This window comes from Priestia sp. RMT2NF4 (genome assembly GCF_047872835.1).
Taxonomy (GTDB): domain Bacteria; phylum Bacillota; class Bacilli; order Bacillales; family Bacillaceae_H; genus Priestia; species Priestia zanthoxyli.
Genome location: NZ_JBLQZO010000001.1, coordinates 241,096 through 259,610, shown reverse-complemented (window position 1 = coordinate 259,610; position 18,515 = coordinate 241,096). Strand labels below are relative to the sequence as shown.

The window sequence follows — 18,515 nt, the reverse complement described above, 5'->3', positions numbered from 1 at the left end:
CATAAGTTCATATTATCTACTTATCTTACAAGTAGATCTATGCGTACTCTCTTTTTCATCAAAAGAAAAGAAATAGATAACGCTTTCAAACAGATGTTTCGCTTTGATTATAAGCAAAGTTTTTAGAATAATCAAGCGATGACATTGTGAAAATTCATAAATTATTAAGAAGGATTTTGTTGTTCATAAACAGAAAAGACTTATATAGAGAAGAAACAAAGGAGTGAAGAAATTGAAATCAATTTGTGTGTTTGCAGGATCAAGCGCAGGAATAAAAACAGAATATAAAGAGACCGCCGTCTCGCTAGGACGCTACATGGCCCAAGAAAACTACCGGCTGATTTACGGAGGCTCACGAATGGGCCTGATGGGAGAAGTCGCAAATGAAATGCTTGAACATGGGGGCGAAGTCATTGGTATTATGCCCCGCGGTTTGTTTAGCGGTGAAATTGTTCATACCGCGCTGACAGAACTCATCGAAGTAGAGAGCATGCACGAGCGAAAAGCAACTATGCACGAGTTAGCAGATGCTTATATTGCCCTTCCTGGAGGTTTCGGGACATTTGAAGAGCTGTTTGAAGCTCTTTGCTGGGCTCAAATTGGCATACATAAAAAACCAGTGGGGTTATTAAATGTAAACGGCTACTACAACCCGCTTATGCAAATGGTTCAGCATGCAGTAGATGAAGGATTTTCTACGGATTCTGCTATTCGTCTCATCAATATTTCTGATACTCCCGAACAGCTTATCTCTTCAATGGACACCTATACGTCTCCTTCAGAGGACCAAAAATGGAAGACTGAACGCTAAAAAGCAAGCGCATCATTTGCGCTCGCTTTTCAGGCGTTATCAAAAGTAATTTCATATTTTTTTACCCCAAAAACAAAAGGGCTATCTATTGGCTTTAAAGACTGATTCTGAACTTTGGAAAATTCCCCTTTTTCTAGTAATTTAGCAAAGGCAATTTTCCCTTCCATTCTTGCTAGCGGTGCTCCTAAGCAAAAATGGATGCCAAAACCAAAGCTTACGTGAGGATTCGTTTTACGACGCACGACAAAAGTGTTAGACCGTTCAAACTTAGCTGAATCTCTATTTGCACTTGCTGCCCAGCTAATTACCTGCTGCCCTTTTTTAATTTTACACTCTCCAAGTTCTACATCTTCAGCGGCTATGCGTCCAATCGCTTGAATAGGAGGATAATAGCGGAGCGTTTCTTCCACGAGATTCGGAACTAGGGATATGTCTTGACGAACTTCATTCTGTATGTCTATGTCTTCTGTCATATACCGGACTCCGTTCGTAATTAAGTTTGTTGTTGTTTCATTGCCTGCTACTAGCAATAGAATACAAAACCCTAGTACTTCCTCTTCTGTTAAATGTTCGCCGTCAATTTCTGCTTCTAAAAGCAGCGAAATCAGATCTTCTTGTTTCTTTCTCTGACGCTCAGCGATAATTTCTTTAAAGTACCCTTGTAAAAAAAGCACCCCTTCATTACGCTTTTGCATCATTTTCGCAAAAGCTTCGTCTGAATTATTTTCAGCACCGCTCACTAAGTCATCGGAGTACTTTTTAAACAGTGCTCGATCTTGTATAGGTACTCCTAGCAGCTCAGCTATTACAATAATCGGCAGTGGTCCAGCAAAATCTTCTACTATATCAAACTTTTTTTTGCTGCTTACTTCATCTAATAAATAATCTGCAATCTCTTCAATATGACCCTCCAAGTGCTGAATAGCTCTTGGTGTAAAAGCTTTATTCACTAAGTTTCGTAATTTTGTGTGTTTTGGAGGATCCATCATTAAGATACTTTCTTGGCGTTCTTCCATTGCTCGTTTGGATGAAAAAAGCGACGGGTTTTTTAAAATATACTTTACTGTTTCATAATCAAATACATCCCAGCAGTTTCGGCTTTCATCGTAACGAATAGGTGCTTCTTGACGCAGACTGTTATAAATATCAAATGGGTAAAGCTGCTGTTCAACGGATTTAATTTCTTGCATAGGAATTAAGTTAGCATAACGATTTTCTCTTTTCACTGCTTTTGGATTCATCTCGTCTTCCTTCTTTCGTTTAAAAGTGACCTCATTAAGTTTTTTGACCTTCTACAGATGAAAGAATTTTTTTCCATCTTTATATCTTTTGATCAGACTATCACAAGGTTTTTTCACTTTCAACGGACATAATCAGAAAATTTTGTCAATTATACAGAAGACTTATTTTATTTAAGGTCTAAATCAGTGATTCTTTTCCATTTTTTTAGTTCTTTTATCTTATTTCATAATAATCACATAGATGGTTACACTACAAATAAGTACGCAAGAAAGTAGGGATCTCATGTGATAGATGCCCTTATGTGGGGTGGTGTCTCAGGCTCAGCTGTATTAATTGGAGCTATTATAGCTATTTTTGTACCTTTAAAAAAACAGTTGACTGCTTATATTATGGCTTTTGGCACGGGCGTTTTGTTAGGAGCTGCTGCTTACGAGCTCATTCAAGATTCGGTAAAAGAAGCGGGAATTATTGCTTCTTCTTTAGGCTTCTTAACAGGCGCAGCACTTTTTACTCTTCTTGATATGTCTTTAGCTAAAAAAGGTGCTCACAAAAGAAAACGTTCAAACCACCTTGTCCCAGCTAGCTCAGGACTAGCCATTTTTATTGGTACCATTATGGATGCTATACCTGAATCACTGATGATTGGCGCAAGTTTGATTGAACAGCACCACGTTAGCTGGCTGCTTGTTGTTTCTATTTTTATCAGCAATATACCGGAAGGAATCTCCGGGACAAGCGGACTACTAAAAAGCCAATATAAGCGAAAGAAAATTTTTTCATTATGGCTTTCGGTCTTCTTTATATCAGCTCTTTGCTCTTGGATTGGATATCTATTTCTTCAAGACGCTACCCCAAACATGATGGGCTTTATTGCCTCATTTGCCGGTGGTGGAATTGTGGCCATGGTTGCTTCTACGATGTTGCCGGAAGCTTTTGAAGAAGGTGGTCCTGTTATTGGTTTTATTGCTTCATTAGGGTTATTAACTTCTATTATTTTGGATTGTCTGTCTTTTTAATGAATAAATTTATATTTTGTATGAAACAAAAAGTGTAGGTCTTTCGTCTTTACAAGTAGATATAAACAAAAGGAGTTACCATTATGAAAAAAATAGATGCTTCTCTTACACTTTGTATAGTGCTCACTTGCCTATCAGGGTGTGCCTATGCACCTCATAATAATCTGTCTGCTGAAAGAGTCTCTGCTTCTTCTATTCATCATACTTCTTCTTTAGAACGTGATACTTCAATAGAAGAAATAACAAATAAACTTCCAGGACACGTTTATTTAAAAGGTATAACTTTTCAAAATGCGCAAAAACCTTACTACTTAGCAATTAACTACGCTGCAACAGATAATCAGCATGCGTTTGAAAAAAGCTGGACGTCTGTTAAAACTAAACGTACACTTTTACATAACGCAACCATTTTACTTTCTGCCGCACAAAATGTTGACAGCGTTCACTTTACTATTAATACGACTGTTCCTCAGACAATCACGATTACTCGAAAAGAGTTAACCGACTTCTACGGAACAGATCTGCGCAATTATAAGGACGGGACTCAAGCCTGGAAAGCAAAATACGAAGGGCAGCAAGAAAAAATCGAGGAATTTTATGATGCACATCCAATTACGGAAATGCAGTAAAAGCGGCCCATGGCCGCTTTTTAAAGTTGTTTTTTCATATACACCTGCTCAAGTTTGATTCCTTCATCTGTATATAAATCTTGAAAACCAAATGATTTTAACATTTTCACGAGTAAGCTATTTCCTTTTTCAGGTACATTATATGTATTGTAAGCAATTGGTCCATACATATTAAAAATGGTTGCTAATAAAAAGCCCAGAACGTCCTCTGAATTTGAGATATGTTCCTTAACGCTTCCTTGATAAAAAGTAACGGAATTCACGATGCCTATGGAAGAAAAATTCTTTTGAAATAATAGATAGCCAACTTCTTCGTTTCTTTCATTCAACGCAATAAACGATTCTCCATCACAAATACAGTCAAATTGATTTTTCCACGGAACGTCGTATGTATAAAAGGGTAGGTTCTGAATATCTTTTGCAAGCCTTCGCTTTAACGAATACGCAAGCTGATTCTTCTTTTTAAGTAAAGAAGCGGGAAAACTACCTCTATGCTTTAGAAAGAAAAGCGTATCTACAATTTCATATCCATATTTCTCATAAAGGTGAATGGCTTTTTTATTGACTGTAAATGCTTCCAGACTGGCTTCCACTACTCCTTGCTGCTGATATTTCTCAAGTGTAGCTTTTAGTAAGGCTTCACCAATTCCCATTTTTCGGTAAAGGAATGCTACACTTGTACCTCCATTCCAAGCATGTTTCTTTCCTTTGACTCTTTTTAATCCATTTAACATAATTCCAGCTGGTGTGTCATTATAAAAAGCGACAAAAGAATGCTCGACAGATAAACGATCCACACCAAACCTACAAATGAATTGATCTAGTGACATCTCAACCGGAATGTAATAATCTTCAAAACCCTTATTAAATGCTTCTAGCGCATCAGAAAAAGAACACTGACTTAAAGGCTTAATTATAATCACAGGACATTCCTTCCTTTTTTAAAAAGATAATAATAAATAATTAAAGTAAAAAAGAAAACTGCTTCCAAAGCAGTTTTCTTTTTTACTTAAGGCAATTTACATTGTATTCGATGAAAAACGTAAAATTCCTTGTTTATAAAATCAATTTCTATTTAGCTGAATTAACTTGGTCTTCATTCATTAGTTTTTTTACTTTTTCACGTTTGTTTACACCACTATAAAAATAGTATCCTACATAGATAAAACATGCCGTCGGAACTAAAAAAGCGAGTTGAAGCGACCCTGTTAAGTCTGATACAAGTCCTTGAACGGCGGGAATAACAGCTCCTCCTACAATAGCCATAACTAGAATAGCTCCCGCGACTTCCGTATGCTGTTTTTCTTCTACTATTTCTAACGTTTCACTATAGATTGTTGCCCAACATGGACCAAAAAGCATGCTTACAGCAACAGCTGCATATACAGCCATCGTACTGGATGCAAACGACGTATACGCAAGTAAAAGCGTACCAATAATTGAATAGATAACTAACACTTTTTTGGCTGAAAAACGTGTCATCAATAGATTAGCTACAAATTTCCCAACAAAAAAAGCAATAAAACTATAAATCATGAAATTTGATGCGCTTCGCTCATTAATTTCAGAATTAAGATCTAAGGCCAATCTGATGGTAAATGACCATACAGCTACCTGCATCCCTACATATAGAAATTGGGCTATGATACCTTTACGAAAACGCGAATTCCCCCCTAAATACTTTAGCGTTTTTATTAATTCGCTTTTTTGCCCTACCTCGTTCTTCTCTATTTGAGCTTTACATGAAGGATATTTCGTTATAAGAAAAAGTACCAGTACGGCAATAAGAACTAAAATCATATATTTATAAGGCTGCAGCGTATGCTGTAACATTTTAAGGCCAAAGATATGTGCTTCTTCCGAGCTCATTTTAGCAAGCTGATTATCAAGGCTTTCCCCTTCTTGGAAGATTAAATACTTACCAAGTACAATTCCTAAAAGAGATCCGATAGGTGTAAACGTCTGACTGATATTAAGGCGTAGCACTGCGGATTCCCTAGGTCCCATCATGGAGCTATACGTATTAGCTGATGTTTCAAGAAAACCTAAACCAATGGCGATTGCAAAAATTGCGCATAAAAACATAGAATAGGTAGCCATATGAGAAGCGGGAAAAAACAGTGAACAACCTATAATATAGAAGATTAGTCCCGTAATAACAGCAAGCTTATAATTTGTTTTTTTAATAATTAACGAAGCTGGAATAGCAATTAAAAAGTATCCCCCGTAGAAAGCACTTTGCACAAAAGCCGTTGCAAAGTCGCTAAGAGTAAATACACTTTTAAACTGAGCAATTAAAATATCATTTAAACTCGCGGCTGCTCCCCAAAGTGGGAAAAGAATAGAAAGTAAAATAAATTGAAAGATAGGCGTTCGATTAAGATACCCATTAGGCATTTGAACTAAATTTTTATGTTTCATTGTAAAGCCTCCCTATTATCACTCATCATTTCTTTACAAATCCACTTGCTTCCGTATTCACCTATGCTGTTAAAATACTCCTTGACATCTAAAGTAACGAGGCTGCTTCTTTGTCTACAATAACTGTGACGTTAGGATGTAACTGAAGAAGAGAAGAGGGACATCTTGTTGTAATATGTCCATGTAACGTTTGATAAACAGCCTCTGCTTTTTCATTACCACTGGCGATAAAGATAATGTGTCTTGCTTTTAAAATGTCTCCTACTCCCATTGCTATTGCTTTTTCAGGGACATCTTCTATATTTGAAAAAAACCTAGCGTTGTCTCGTATCGTTTCTTTGGTTAACTTAGCAATATGCGTAGCCCCATGCAAGTAATCTTGAGGCTCGTTGAAACCAATGTGACCATTCCTTCCAACTCCCAATATCTGTACGTCAATTCCGTTGGCTTTCATTAATTTCTCATTGTATTCTTTCACTGCTTGATTTTCGTTCTCAAATATACCTAAAGGAATATGCGCCTGCTCTGCTTTGATATTTACGTATTTTAAAAAATTTTCCCATGTATAGTACGCGTAACTTTGGAAATGCTCTGGCTCCAAACCGATGTATTCATCTAAATTGAATGTTGTTACATTTGAAAAATCTACTTTTCCTTCCTCGTATAACTGAATTAAATTTTTATACGTACCTAGAGGCGTTCCTCCGGTCGAAAGACCCAATACTAACTCTGGATTTCCCTTTATACATTTAGCCGTTTCAACAGCTGCCATGTAACTCATTTCCTCATAATTTTCTGTGCTTATAATCTTCATAAGAGGCACATCCTTCACCTTTTTGTAGTCTTTTTTGTTAACGTTTTCACTTTTAGTTATCTCTGTTTTATGTAAGTGAAGAGGAGAAACATTTTCTCCTCACTCCCTTATTTCCCACTTACTTTTGATTGATTAAACTCACTTGAAATTCTTTCAATTTCAGTAAATTGCTCATTGCTTAGTTGAATTTGGAACACTTCTGATATTACCTGAGTCCACCCATGTATGAAATAAATCCATCCGTCTTCAACATATAATGACTGCGTCTCTTTTTGCGACAGCGCTTGGTGCATAAACAACAAATCCCCTCGATAATTCAGTTCCCACACAAGACTATTGTGAGGAAATAGCGCCTCGTTGCTTAGCGGAGAGCCTGGTCGATCTTTTCCAAGCCCTGTTGCATTAATAACTAGAGAATAGGGCTTCAGTTTAGATAACACTTTATCATTTTTAGATGGCTCGTCTACTGTAAGATACTGAATAGGTACATCCGTAGACATTTCCGAGATAATTTTCTGCATTGAATCTAACCTCGGTTGACTTCGGTTTGTCACATAGATAGCAGATGGCATGCCATTACGTTTTGCATCGTGGATCAAGTTTGAAGCAATGGCAATGGCACTTCCGCCAGCTCCCATAATAAGGACATCCCCCTTATGTTTGTTCCAATAACCTTTTGGAAGGAAACCCTCCATGGCTAATCCGCTAGAGATATGATCCTTAGCATGTCCAATCAGCTTTCCGTCTCTTTTGGAAATACTTGATAACTCTCCAAATAACAGCGCATAAGGATCAAGCTCATCGAACAAGTCTTTTGCCGCATGATATAGATCAATTTTGTGTGTTGTGACCAATGCCCCCAGCGACAGAGGATCATTCTTTAAAAAAGTTACCACTTCACGGTACACTTCACGGCTTGCATGAATATCAATATCAATTCCTTTAATCTCCGCATCGATACAAAGAGATTTAGCCCATAAAGGAAATAGCTTCATGATAGAGGATTGTCCTGTTGTAACGCCAATAAAATAAAAGGTTGGTTTGGTTGCATTTACTAGATTTAACATAGTGTCCTCCTTGATTTTTCTAAACGCTTAAAGCTGCGAGCGGATTATCCAGAACTAAGGTACTAATGGTTTTATCTGAAATCCCACTTACTTTCAACTTTGGAATAAAGGTTTTAGTTAAGTAATCAATTCCTATTTCTCCCCCATATGCTTGCAGCCTCGCTCTAGTTGTATCCAGGCTAATTAAAAGAGATTCTTGAAAGCCGCTATTCAACATGTGGTGAATTAACTCAATTTCTTTATCATCGCTGTGATATTTAAACCGTCCAATCGTATCGTACTCAAGGTAGACACCCGTTGCCGCTACTTCTTTATGCAATCCGTAGTCATGATGAGTACGATCGAGATGACAAAGAATTATTTTTTTAGCTGCTACCTGTTTATCCGTCAAAAATTGAATAATTTCAAACGGATCGGATTCTTTTTCAATATGAACCATAATAGGGACGTTTGTTAAAAGTGACGCTTCGGCAGCTGCCTCAAACTTCATTTGATAATAGGGAGTTAACCCCTTTTTATCGACGGCTGTTTTAATTAGCCCTGCCTTTGCATTAACTTTTTTAGTGGGCCTCTCTATTCCATTACCTACATACATTCCTTTTTGAATTTCAGAAACAAAAAGCGCTGTAAGGACCTCTGCTGATTCATTATGGATCCAATGATCTCGCCAATAGAACATGGATTTATGGAACCCTGTTGAAGCAACAATATGAACATCTGTTCGTTTGGAGACTCGTATCAGGTCCATTGCCATGCGCCCCGCGCCGATCGGCTGTGCGTCCACTACAAGAGAGCGCGCAGACAGTTTCTTTACTTCACTTACTGTAACATCGACATTATCAATGCATAAATCTGAATTAGTACTCGCTGCATGACCTTTTTCAAGCATAAGGTGCTCATGCGGCTGAACATGTACGATTTCGTTTGAATCCACAAGGCCTAAAACAGTTTGTATACGACTTGAATTTTTCATTATCTAATACCGCTAAGCGTCAATTTAGCCTGCTGCGCTTTACGTATCAACAAAGAGGCATATTCACGAATTTTTTGGGAGTCAAGCGAATCCCCACCTGCTTTTGTTAAATTAGACCCTACCCCTACAGCGATTGCTCCTGCTTGAATCCAGTGCTCAATATTTGTTTCATTGACGCCTCCAGTAGGCATAATATTAGCTTGAGGCAAAGGCCCTTTTACATTTTTAATATGAGCCGTTCCTGCTAAGTCTGCTGGGAATAATTTAAGAATTTCGCACCCTGCTTTAAGCGCAGTAACCATTTCTGTCATTGTAAAAGTTCCGGGCATAACAAGAGCTTGATATTGATGGCTTACCGCAATAATGTCCATGTCCAAGTGAGGAGTCACAACAAAATCTGCTCCTGCTTGAAGGGCACTAACCGCCGAATGAACGTCCATGACGGTACCCATTCCTATGTAAACGGACTGAGAGGCACATTCACTTTTTAATTGACGTAATATGTCAATTGCATTTGGAACCGTCATCGTTAGTTCGATTGCCTGTATTCCGCCATCAATTGCAGCTCTAGCTGTCGTTAACACTTCCGCTTCTGTACCTCGTAAAACTGCCACAACACTACTTTTGCAAATACCATTCATAACTTCACGTTTGCGTGACATGCTGGTTCCCTCCTTGCCCTTTTGAAATTCCTTGCTGAAAAAATTTAATGACGCTATGCGTTGACTGTAATGTCATACGCTCGATTGCCTCTTTACTGGCCGCTGCATTATGAGGGGTTAAAACAGCATTATCTAACTCTAGCAAAGGAGAATCTGTAGGCGGCTCAACGGAAAATACATCAATTCCCGCTCCTAGTATTTTTTCTTCTTTTAAAATATGAAAAAGATCGGTTTCATTTATGATTCCGCCTCTTGCGGTATTAATGAGAATTGCCTCTTTCTTCATCTTCTTCATCATTTGATAGTTTAGAAGGTTTGTTGTTTCAGGCACAAGAGGCATATGAACAGATACAACATCGCTTTTTGTTAACAATTCATTTATGTGGACGTAGGTTGCACCATATTCAGCAGCTGCCTGCTCATCTTGAAAAACGTCATAAACGAGGATGTTCATTTGAAATCCTTTAGCACGGCGGGCAACAGCTTTTCCTATTGCACCGAACCCTAGAATCCCTAGCGTTTTCCCATAAAGTTCAACACCTACGTTTTTTGTCCACTGCCCTTTTCTGAGCCTTTGAGAAGATAGTGAAATTTGTCTGGCTACAGACAGCATTAAACCAAACGCGTAGTCTGCAACAGCTTCATGATTCACACCGGGAGTATTCACGACCACAATTCCTTTTTGGGTTGCATATTCTTTAGGAATATTATCAGTACCTGCTCCATATTTTGCTATAATTTTAAGCTCCGAAGCGTGGTTTAAAACTTCTTTGCTAAGATGGTCAGTTCCTATGATTAAGGCTTGTACATTTTGTATGAGCTCTATAAACCTGGACTCAGAAATAGGGCCGACCTCTCTTATCACCTCAAACCCCTCTTCGCGCCATTTATTCATAATGTCTTCTGTAAACATCCCATATGACCGAGGGGTAATTAATACTTTAAGCATGTGGTTTTCTCCTTTTTTGTTATTTTACCGCTTGTATATAGCGAGGGTTTTCAATATATGTTGGCTTGTCATTTTGTTCAACTAACGCCTTTACAAATCCTTCTGTTTCAATACCTCCGTAATCATGGCCTGCATCTCCCGGGTAAGCTGCAAAAAACACAAAAGGTTCTTCCCCCGTATTAACAGTGCGATGAGCCCATTCTGGTGCCACATATGCCACTGTTCCCGGCACCATTTCTAGGCTAGAAAACTCTCCGTCTTTTGTTTGCATTAGCAGCTCACCTTTTCCTTTAAGGCAAAAATAAATTTCAGCTCTATCTAATACTTCGTGATAATGTCCCTTGGTCATAAAATACTCTTTTCCTACTTTTCCTGGATGCAAAATAGTTACGCAATGCTGAATGTGAGGCATTGTCTCTGGAACTACTACGTTATAAACCTCGTAAATAAGCGGGTTGTTCTTAAGTTGATTTTCAAATTCTCCCTCGTCTAAGTACATGCCTTCCATATCCGATAAATGTCGAATAATGACTTTTCCTTCTGGATTTAATTTACCTGTTTCAAAATCTAATTGTGTAGCAAAAGGTTGAAATAATGTACTCATTTATCATGCATCTCCTCTATTTTTAATTAAAAACTTTTAGCTTTTGGTAAACTGGTTTTAGCTGTTCATACGTTTCATTAAATACCGAAAAAAACTCTTGATACTGTTCTTGAATATCTGGCTGAGGATGGTGAATACCTACTCTCTTCACCCATTTTTTAGCCTCTTTAAAATTATCTACTATCCCTACTCCAACGGCTCCAGCCATCGCTGCCCCCATAGATGTTGCTTCATCTAAATAGTTAGGCACATACACATCAAGCCCGTAAATATCTGCTAGAATTTGACGCCATAAAGTGCTTTTTGCTCCGCCGCCTAATACCCACATCCGGTCAATTGGTGCTCCTTCTTTTTGAAAAGTATCAAGTACAATTTTCAAGTTATATGCCACTCCTTCCATGACGGAACGAGCAATGTCTCCTCTTGTGTGAGTAATGGACAAACCAGCAAAAGCTCCCCTAGCATCCGGATTCCATCTGGGTGAGCGTTCTCCCATTAAGTAAGGTAAATAAATTAGCCCTTTTGACGTAGGGGACGATTGCTCGGCTTCACTATTCATAAGTTCATAGCTTTTGTTGGAATTTTGATAAAGTAACTCTGTGATCCATTGCATAGATCCCCCACCGCACTGCATTGTTCCATTAGGGGAATATTTAGTAGAATCAAGGTGAACCCATGTATACGTTTTCATTTCAGGGTCAAAAATAGGCTTGTTTGATGCCGTTGCAATCCATGAAGAAGAGCCAATGTAATTAAAAGCTTCTCCTTCATCCATAACGCCCACGCCGGCAGCTGCACACACTCCATCACCTCCCCCTATTACCACAGGAGTTCCTTGAAGTAAGCCTGTTTCGTCTGATGCCTTAGCTGTTACTGATCCTACTACATCAGTAGAAGCATACAAATCTGGAAAAAGCTCCGGCTCAATTCTCCATGTATTTAAAATGTCACGAGACCATACTTTATTTACTAAATCAAAACAGTTAGTTCCGCATGCATCTGAATAATCGGTTGCAAATATACCTGTTAGTTTATACACAAGGTAATCTTTCGCTTGTAAGATTTTATATGCTTTTTTAAAGCGTTCCGGCTCATTTTCCTTGACCCATTTAATCTTTGCTCCAGAATATGATGAGCTAATGCGGTGTCCTGTGATTTCATAAACATTTTTCATACCTATTTCATTCTCAAACCGCCGAGCCTGATCGGCCGCCCGCATATCTGCCCATATAATGGAATTACCAAGAGGAGTTCCATCTCGATCTACAAGCAAGCAGCCGAGCATTTGCCCGCTGAAACTCACAGCAGAAATTTCTTCGCGTTTCACTCCACTTTGCTCAAGCAAAATTTTTGTTGTTTCACAAACGGCTTCCCACCAGTCTGATGGATTTTGTTCAGCCCATCCAGCTTTAGGATAGAAGGTTTTATATTTATAGAGCGTACTATTAACCAACGTTCCGTCAGCCTTGTATAAAGTTGCTTTATTTCCCGTTGTTCCGATATCATGAGCAATAATATACCCATTACTCATACCCATCCCTCCTTCAATAGCTCATAGACTAACTCTTTCATCTTGTAATGACGTAATTACCAGTTAGTGCAGAGAAATGAACAAGTTAAAAAACTCGTTCAGCTTTCTTATATTCTTTCGTATTTTACCTCTACTGTAAACTTGTTTAAATCTCCACGGTAACGCCCAATAGAATACTCAAAAGGCTGAGAATCTTTTTGAAAAGCCGTTGTTTTTGTAATTTGAACAGCAGACATCGGAGGAATATTTAAAGCGCCAGCGTCCTCACTCGTAGCATTAACAGCTTCTATTACACGCTTAGCATGACTGATATGAAATCCATATTTTAATTCAAGCGTCTTGTACAAAGACTGAACCTCTAAATCTTCATCAAGCAGACCCGATGCAAGAGATGCTGGAATATAGGTCGTTACAAGGACGTATGGATCTTCCTCAATATACCTTAGTCGATCAATTCGGTAAAAAAACTGATATTTATCTCCAAAGATCTCTTGAAGAGTGGACGTTTTTTCAACAATCTCTTTATTTAACACTTTTGTTTCAAAGGAAAGTCCTTTACGCTCCATTTCATCTCCAAAACTACTCAAACTTTCCAAAAACATTTGGTCAATCTTCTTTGGTGCAACGAAGGTTCCTCTACCGTGCTCTCTTCTCAAAAAACCTTCAGCCACTAGTTCATTTAAAGCCTGCCTTACAGGTGTTCTACTTATCCCATAAGTATCAATTAGTTCTCGTTCAGAAGGAATCAATTCATCCGGCTTATAAATTCCTTTTTCAATTTTTTCTTTAAGTACTTCTTTCAGCTGAAAGTATAGAGGCAAAGGTCTATTTTTTTCTACCACTATTTTATTTGTATTGTCTATCACAATGCACCTCTTCTAAAATTTATTTCTTTTCTCCATTGTAAGACAAATGAATTAAAAAATAAATTTTATTTACACTTACAACTCATAATGATGTAATTACCAGTTGAATAATCTTATTAAATCACTATAAGGCAATACTGTCAATAAAATTCTGAATTTTTCATAACATTTTATTAAAAGGAAGAGACAAACCCTTTATACACCCTGTCTCTTCCTTTCTTTTAACACTCTATTCTATTGTTTTTTAATCTCTACATCCGAAGCTTTCACAAACGCATAGCGGTGATTAAAATAAATTTGATAATATTCATCTTTTCCCACAATCATTTTGTGATCGTTTGGATTTGTTGTAAAAGTGGGTGCATAGTAATAGTCACTCTTTACTTTTTCTACCCCTACGTACACCTGATCTGGAGAGATTGTATACTGAAGTGGGACCATGTCTTTAACCGGGATATCAGAAGGATAGGCTGAAGCTTCCGGGAAAGCTCCTCCGTACACTTGAATGCTTTCTTTTCCTGCTTTTGGCGTTAATAATATGCCCGTACCTTTACTCGTATTTTGATTATGTGGATTATAAAACCACGCTTTTTGTCCTCCGTACCAAATCGCTGTCCATTCTCCTTTTGTCTCAGCCACTGCGTACGTTTGGCCCGTTACAGCTTTGCTTCCCCAGTCTAACGTTTGTTTCGTTCCTGGCCCTGAAGCTGCAGGCTCATTCAGTAGCGGTGAATCATTGCTAGGAGCTTGATGCAAATACACAAAGTTGGCCGGCTGCTTTGGTGCATCTGATACCTCTGGCTGATTGTTTTCAAAGACGGGATTAATTGTAACGGCTAGTTTGCTTGTATGCTGGCGCTCGACTGGGCTTCCTACTAAATCCATATAGTGCCCCCAATCCCAAAACGGCCCGGGATCCGAATGCATACCTGATTGAGCCTTAGGAGACAAACCCGGTACCTCGTCATGACCGATAATATGAGCTCGGTCTAATGGAATATGATATTCTTTGGCAAGGTGGCGTACGAGTCTTGCTGAAGAACGGTACATTTCTTCTGTAAACCACGTGGATCCTTCAAGGGCGAACCCTTCATGTTCGATTCCAATACTGTGCGTATTAAAATACCAGTTTCCTGCATGCCATGCTACATCTTTGTTATCAATCATCTGTGCAATGTGTCCATCACTTGAACGTATGACATAGTTTGCAGCTGCTCTGTTAGGGTTAGCAAACAAATCAATGGTTCCGTCATAACTTACTTCTGTATCGTGAATAACAATATAGCGAACATCTGATTTTTGACGATTTGCAATATCATAGTTTCCGTAATCTGAAGGACTTTCGCTGAATTTCCCGTAAAAAGCAGGAATGTATTCACATTTTAAAGATGCCGGACAATCCGCTTTATTCGTATTGGAATTTTCAGCACGAGGAATCGACATATCTATATGTTGAGGAGAAATTTTAAGATGCTGTCCATCTGATGTTGTACGCTCTGCCCCTTTTTCCAGCGTTTCATATACATCATCGGCAAATACTTGAGCGTTTTCTTTATCTTGAGAAGAACTGTAAGCGGCAACTGCGTCGTACCATTTCTGATCAGTAGACGGTACGTTTCCATTTTTGTCTTTTGCAATAAAAGCTAGTACAGCAGCGCCACCACGAATATTTTGCACAGGGTCATTTTTTAATCTTTCTTTATCTGACTTAAGCAGCTTAGCAGCTAAGGAGAGCGTTTGCTGTTTGTCATATGCTGGTTGTGAAGACGCAGTTCCGTTTCCTTTTCCATCTTCTAAAAAAGGGATGTCTGTTAAATGCATGAGGCCGTATCCCCCGGCTGCGCTAGGTTTCCCATTATGACTTTCCCAGCGCGACTTGTTGTAGGAAATTGCTTTTAAAAGCGAAGCTGGCACACCAAATTCTTTAGATGCTTGTGCAAATGCTAGCTCCAAAGAGTCCGACTGATTCTCTGCAGCCTGAGCGACTAGAGGCGCTTGTAGCATATGAATAGGCGTATAACCTGTACATATAACCCCAGCCGCAAGCATGGCTGCCCCTATCTTGTTTAGTTTTAATCGTTTTTTTAGCTTCAAACGTATTCCTCCCCCGTAAAGTATGTAAATGAGGTAAATAAAGACATAATATGACTTTACCTCGTTCTCAACCATTTCGTCTTCTTTCTTTCTATTCCCTTGAGACAATAGTCTAGAAGATTCGACAGAGTTACTAGGAGGAAAGATGTGGTAGGAGGAAAAAACGATAAAAACCATCCCTCTTCTTTAAAGCTGCGCTTTCAAAAATGGTGAGTACAAAGGCGGTATATTCATCCCTTTGGCTGCCTTTTTAATAAAGTAGCAATATTGTAGATAATGACATTACTTCTATAATTCAACTATTACTAAACCAAATTTCTTAATTTACCAGTTTTTTAACAGACTGTACGTTCGACATTTTAGTAACTTTTCACCATAGTTAACCATGGAAAAGGTTGCTATTATTAAAGACAAGAGAATGTTTACATATGATTGAACGCAGCAAGAACTGCTCTTGAAAGGAGATACCTTATGAGAGGACACAGCATTCCAGCAATTAAGTTGAATGAAGAAGAAAAAGAAAAATTAGAGGAACTTATTGAACACTATAATTTAAAACGAACGTCTCTCATTCGAAAATTTATTATGGACGGAAAAGTTAAGCCGCCTTTAATCGGCAAAGAAGCAGGTGTGGAACTATTAGTTAACCTGCGAAAAATTGAGTCTGAGCTAAGCCGGCTAAGCAATAATATGCATCAAATCGCAAAGTATTTACATAAACCAAAAGATAAGCAAAATCATTCACAGAACCTTGAACAAATCCTGTTAGAAATGATGAAAAAACAAAAACATGTGCAAGAAGATGTAGAAACTATTTCAGAGCAGCTTAGCGATCATTTATACGTTAAATAGAGAAAAAACGCTCTTTTCATTTTAGAAAAGAGCGTTTTTTATAAAGAAGTAGGGATTTAAATACTTTTTTTCATGCCGCACTTTGCGCATGTACGGATAAAAATAAAGTCTTTTACTAAGCTTTTAAATTTCACATGTCCACAGTTATCGCATCTGCCTGCAACTTTATCCGGAAACTCCTCATATACATATACTTTTGTTAAATCAATCGCTTCTTGTTGCTCTTCCATTTCCATCACACCTTTATGCATCTTTACGATTCAGCTCTTTATATTCTATCAAAAATAAGTAAAATTACTAGGGTGAAAGCTTCAAAAAAACAAGCAGGTTTCTTCACGATGTTTTTATCCGTTCAGCTTTGTACCACCATTTTTCTCTATCTAAAAATGCTTTTACATTCAATATTTTTTTATCGTGAAGTGTAAAGATGGCTACCGCAGCTCCTTCTTCAGAAAAGGTTACCGCTGTTTCTAACTTTTCTTTCGTCACAAACACTTTTAATGTTTCCATATTCTCTTTTGTTAATTCCGCAGTTGTGATAGTTTCTCCTTCAATGATTGTATCTTTTTTTTCAATAAAATGTTCTCCATCAATTATCCAGGCTGCATGCGTTTCACTATCAACTTGAAAGAGGGTATTCTTTTTTAAATAACCTGTTCTCTCTGACATATTGGTATACTTATACGTCTCCTTATCCTCGGTTGTTTTTATCCATAAAGGTTTATATAAAAAAGTAGGCTTTAGAAACCCTTCCTCGTCAGGATCTCCCACAGAATTTGTAGATTTAGGCTCCAAGTTTAAAAACTGCGCAATCCCTTTTGCATATGCCACCCCCATATCTTTTAGAAATTGAGGATTTTTTAAGAGCTTTGCATCGTGTTCTGTATCAATAAACCCAATTTCAGTTAATACAGACGGCATATATGAACGCCTTAACACACTATAATTAGCTAATTTCCTGCCTCGGTTAGAGTGATTGTATTTAGCGAGAACAAACTTCACATGATCGTGAATATCGTTTCGTAACACAATGGTTTGGTTATTTATATTTTTGCTATAAATAAAATCTTCATATCCCGTTTCGCCACCTGAACTTATATGAATAGATAAGTATACATCAGCCCCCCACACATTGGCTTTGTTGACCCGTTCATTTAATGACAAAAACACATCGGTTGTACGCGTTGTGCAAAGAGAAAATCCTTGATAGTGAGTAGAAAGAAAAGAGATGATGTACTGTTGAACAGCTAACACTACGTCTTTTTCATATAACCCGCTGGCTACAGCTCCTAGATCTGCCCCTCCGTGACCTGCATCTAAATAAATTTTTTTCATATAACCTGTCTCCTCCTTATCCGTAGCATATGCATGAATAAGCGAAGACGTTTGTTATACAAAACTACTTTTATGTATAAAGCTTTTTGCTATAGCTCATTTAGAAGTCTTTACAACTGATTTACCATAGCTGGTAACATTAAAATATGTATTTGATCCATCGTCTTCATTGATCACAACATCTAAGTCATGAAAATAACGATGAAGTTCTTTTAACAGTGCTTGATCTTTCGTCTGCTCTAGCTGTCCAGCAAGCTTCTCCATATGCTGAAAGTCTTTCTTTAAAACAGAATCTTTTACTTCAATCGTGCCAATGGTATTTTTAATGGCTGCCGCTTCTTCTTGTACGGCAGGCCAGTCTGGGTGCTCAATGGCACTCCACCCCGTCAAATCATTTAGTACGTCATGATGTTCAGCTATAAAATCTTTTGCCTGCTGATCGTTGCTTTCCAGCTTATCAACTTTTTGTTGATTCACTTTAATGGCACTTGCCTTTATACTTTGCTGTGATAAAAAAGGAATTTTTCCGTTTTGGTACAATATCCATCCTGTCGCTCCTCCCCCGACTAAAAGAACGGATAAAGATATCCACATAATCATACGCTTCTTCTTACTTTTATGTCTTTTTTCCATTTGACTCCTTTCCGGG

The 18,515-nt window shown here is 38.0% G+C and carries 19 protein-coding genes; 4 read left to right on the top strand and 15 right to left on the bottom strand.

The window, feature by feature from the left end; translation table 11 throughout:
• Positions 1-232 precede the first annotated feature (232 nt).
• A complete protein-coding gene (locus tag ACMX9J_RS01265; protein WP_176344148.1) occupies positions 233-811 on the top strand; it encodes a TIGR00730 family Rossman fold protein in 579 nt (192 codons plus the stop codon).
• A gap of 29 nt (positions 812-840) precedes the next feature.
• Here ACMX9J_RS01265 and ACMX9J_RS01260 read toward each other — a convergent pair whose 3' ends face one another.
• Complete coding sequence (locus tag ACMX9J_RS01260; protein ID WP_176344149.1) at positions 841-2,052, bottom strand: cytochrome P450; 1,212 nt, start codon at positions 2,050-2,052, stop codon at positions 841-843.
• A 285-nt stretch (positions 2,053-2,337) separates the two neighbouring features.
• Between ACMX9J_RS01260 and ACMX9J_RS01255 the strand changes: the two genes are divergently transcribed.
• Together ACMX9J_RS01255 and ACMX9J_RS01250 are read left to right on the top strand one after the other, a co-directional pair.
• Complete coding sequence (locus ACMX9J_RS01255; protein WP_416225320.1) at positions 2,338-3,069, top strand: ZIP family metal transporter; 732 nt, start codon at positions 2,338-2,340, stop codon at positions 3,067-3,069.
• Between the two features lie 83 nt (positions 3,070-3,152).
• On the top strand, positions 3,153-3,698 hold the full coding sequence (locus ACMX9J_RS01250) for a DUF4825 domain-containing protein (protein ID WP_154972865.1): 546 nt from the start codon (positions 3,153-3,155) through the stop codon (positions 3,696-3,698).
• 20 nt (positions 3,699-3,718) lie between these two features.
• Here ACMX9J_RS01250 and ACMX9J_RS01245 read toward each other — a convergent pair whose 3' ends face one another.
• From ACMX9J_RS01245 to ACMX9J_RS01195, 11 genes are all read right to left on the bottom strand, one after another.
• Positions 3,719-4,621 carry a GNAT family N-acetyltransferase gene (locus ACMX9J_RS01245; protein ID WP_154972864.1) on the bottom strand — a complete coding sequence of 301 codons (903 nt, stop codon included), beginning with the start codon at positions 4,619-4,621 and terminating at the stop codon, positions 3,719-3,721.
• A gap of 148 nt (positions 4,622-4,769) precedes the next feature.
• Positions 4,770-6,119, bottom strand: a complete 1,350-nt coding sequence (gene fucP / locus ACMX9J_RS01240; RefSeq protein WP_033578818.1) for an L-fucose:H+ symporter permease — start codon at positions 6,117-6,119, stop codon at positions 4,770-4,772.
• A gap of 88 nt (positions 6,120-6,207) precedes the next feature.
• On the bottom strand, positions 6,208-6,933 hold the full coding sequence (gene nagB / locus ACMX9J_RS01235; protein ID WP_416225319.1) for a glucosamine-6-phosphate deaminase: 726 nt from the start codon (positions 6,931-6,933) through the stop codon (positions 6,208-6,210).
• 107 nt (positions 6,934-7,040) lie between these two features.
• On the bottom strand, positions 7,041-8,000 hold the full coding sequence (locus tag ACMX9J_RS01230; RefSeq protein WP_033578816.1) for a shikimate dehydrogenase family protein: 960 nt from the start codon (positions 7,998-8,000) through the stop codon (positions 7,041-7,043).
• A gap of 19 nt (positions 8,001-8,019) precedes the next feature.
• The gene (locus tag ACMX9J_RS01225; RefSeq protein ID WP_047751096.1) at positions 8,020-8,973 is read right to left on the bottom strand and encodes a phosphotriesterase family protein; all 954 of its coding nucleotides are present in this window, start codon (positions 8,971-8,973) and stop codon (positions 8,020-8,022) included.
• The gene (locus ACMX9J_RS01220) at positions 8,973-9,635 is read right to left on the bottom strand and encodes a bifunctional 4-hydroxy-2-oxoglutarate aldolase/2-dehydro-3-deoxy-phosphogluconate aldolase (RefSeq protein ID WP_033578814.1); all 663 of its coding nucleotides are present in this window, start codon (positions 9,633-9,635) and stop codon (positions 8,973-8,975) included. The genes ACMX9J_RS01225 and ACMX9J_RS01220 overlap by 1 nt, the downstream gene beginning before the upstream one ends.
• Positions 9,619-10,584 (bottom strand): phosphoglycerate dehydrogenase, encoded by a 966-nt coding sequence (locus ACMX9J_RS01215; RefSeq protein ID WP_047751097.1) that lies wholly within the window; start codon positions 10,582-10,584, stop codon positions 9,619-9,621. Before ACMX9J_RS01215 ends, ACMX9J_RS01220 begins: the two co-directional genes overlap by 17 nt.
• A 19-nt stretch (positions 10,585-10,603) precedes the next feature.
• Positions 10,604-11,188, bottom strand: a complete 585-nt coding sequence (locus ACMX9J_RS01210; RefSeq protein ID WP_033578812.1) for a glucose-6-phosphate isomerase family protein — start codon at positions 11,186-11,188, stop codon at positions 10,604-10,606.
• A gap of 22 nt (positions 11,189-11,210) precedes the next feature.
• On the bottom strand, positions 11,211-12,719 hold the full coding sequence (gene xylB, locus ACMX9J_RS01205) for a xylulokinase (protein ID WP_176344151.1): 1,509 nt from the start codon (positions 12,717-12,719) through the stop codon (positions 11,211-11,213).
• Positions 12,720-12,826: 107 nt separating this feature from the next.
• On the bottom strand, positions 12,827-13,585 hold the full coding sequence (locus ACMX9J_RS01200; protein WP_049164277.1) for a GntR family transcriptional regulator: 759 nt from the start codon (positions 13,583-13,585) through the stop codon (positions 12,827-12,829).
• A 234-nt stretch (positions 13,586-13,819) separates the two neighbouring features.
• On the bottom strand, positions 13,820-15,679 hold the full coding sequence (locus tag ACMX9J_RS01195) for an N-acetylmuramoyl-L-alanine amidase (protein ID WP_034265650.1): 1,860 nt from the start codon (positions 15,677-15,679) through the stop codon (positions 13,820-13,822).
• A 471-nt stretch (positions 15,680-16,150) separates the two neighbouring features.
• Between ACMX9J_RS01195 and ACMX9J_RS01190 the strand changes: the two genes are divergently transcribed.
• Positions 16,151-16,531 carry a plasmid mobilization protein gene (locus ACMX9J_RS01190; protein WP_028413582.1) on the top strand — a complete coding sequence of 127 codons (381 nt, stop codon included), beginning with the start codon at positions 16,151-16,153 and terminating at the stop codon, positions 16,529-16,531.
• 56 nt (positions 16,532-16,587) lie between these two features.
• On the opposite strand, the gene ACMX9J_RS01185 is transcribed toward ACMX9J_RS01190, so the two are convergent.
• The 3 genes from ACMX9J_RS01185 to ACMX9J_RS01175 form a co-directional block, all read right to left on the bottom strand.
• Positions 16,588-16,767 (bottom strand): hypothetical protein, encoded by a 180-nt coding sequence (locus ACMX9J_RS01185; protein ID WP_025752091.1) that lies wholly within the window; start codon positions 16,765-16,767, stop codon positions 16,588-16,590.
• Between the two features lie 97 nt (positions 16,768-16,864).
• Complete coding sequence (locus ACMX9J_RS01180; RefSeq protein ID WP_325075653.1) at positions 16,865-17,866, bottom strand: N-acetylmuramoyl-L-alanine amidase; 1,002 nt, start codon at positions 17,864-17,866, stop codon at positions 16,865-16,867.
• A gap of 96 nt (positions 17,867-17,962) precedes the next feature.
• Positions 17,963-18,499: a hypothetical protein gene (locus ACMX9J_RS01175; RefSeq protein ID WP_033578808.1), complete on the bottom strand. Its 537-nt coding sequence runs from the start codon at positions 18,497-18,499 to the stop codon at positions 17,963-17,965.
• Positions 18,500-18,515: the final 16 nt, after the last annotated feature.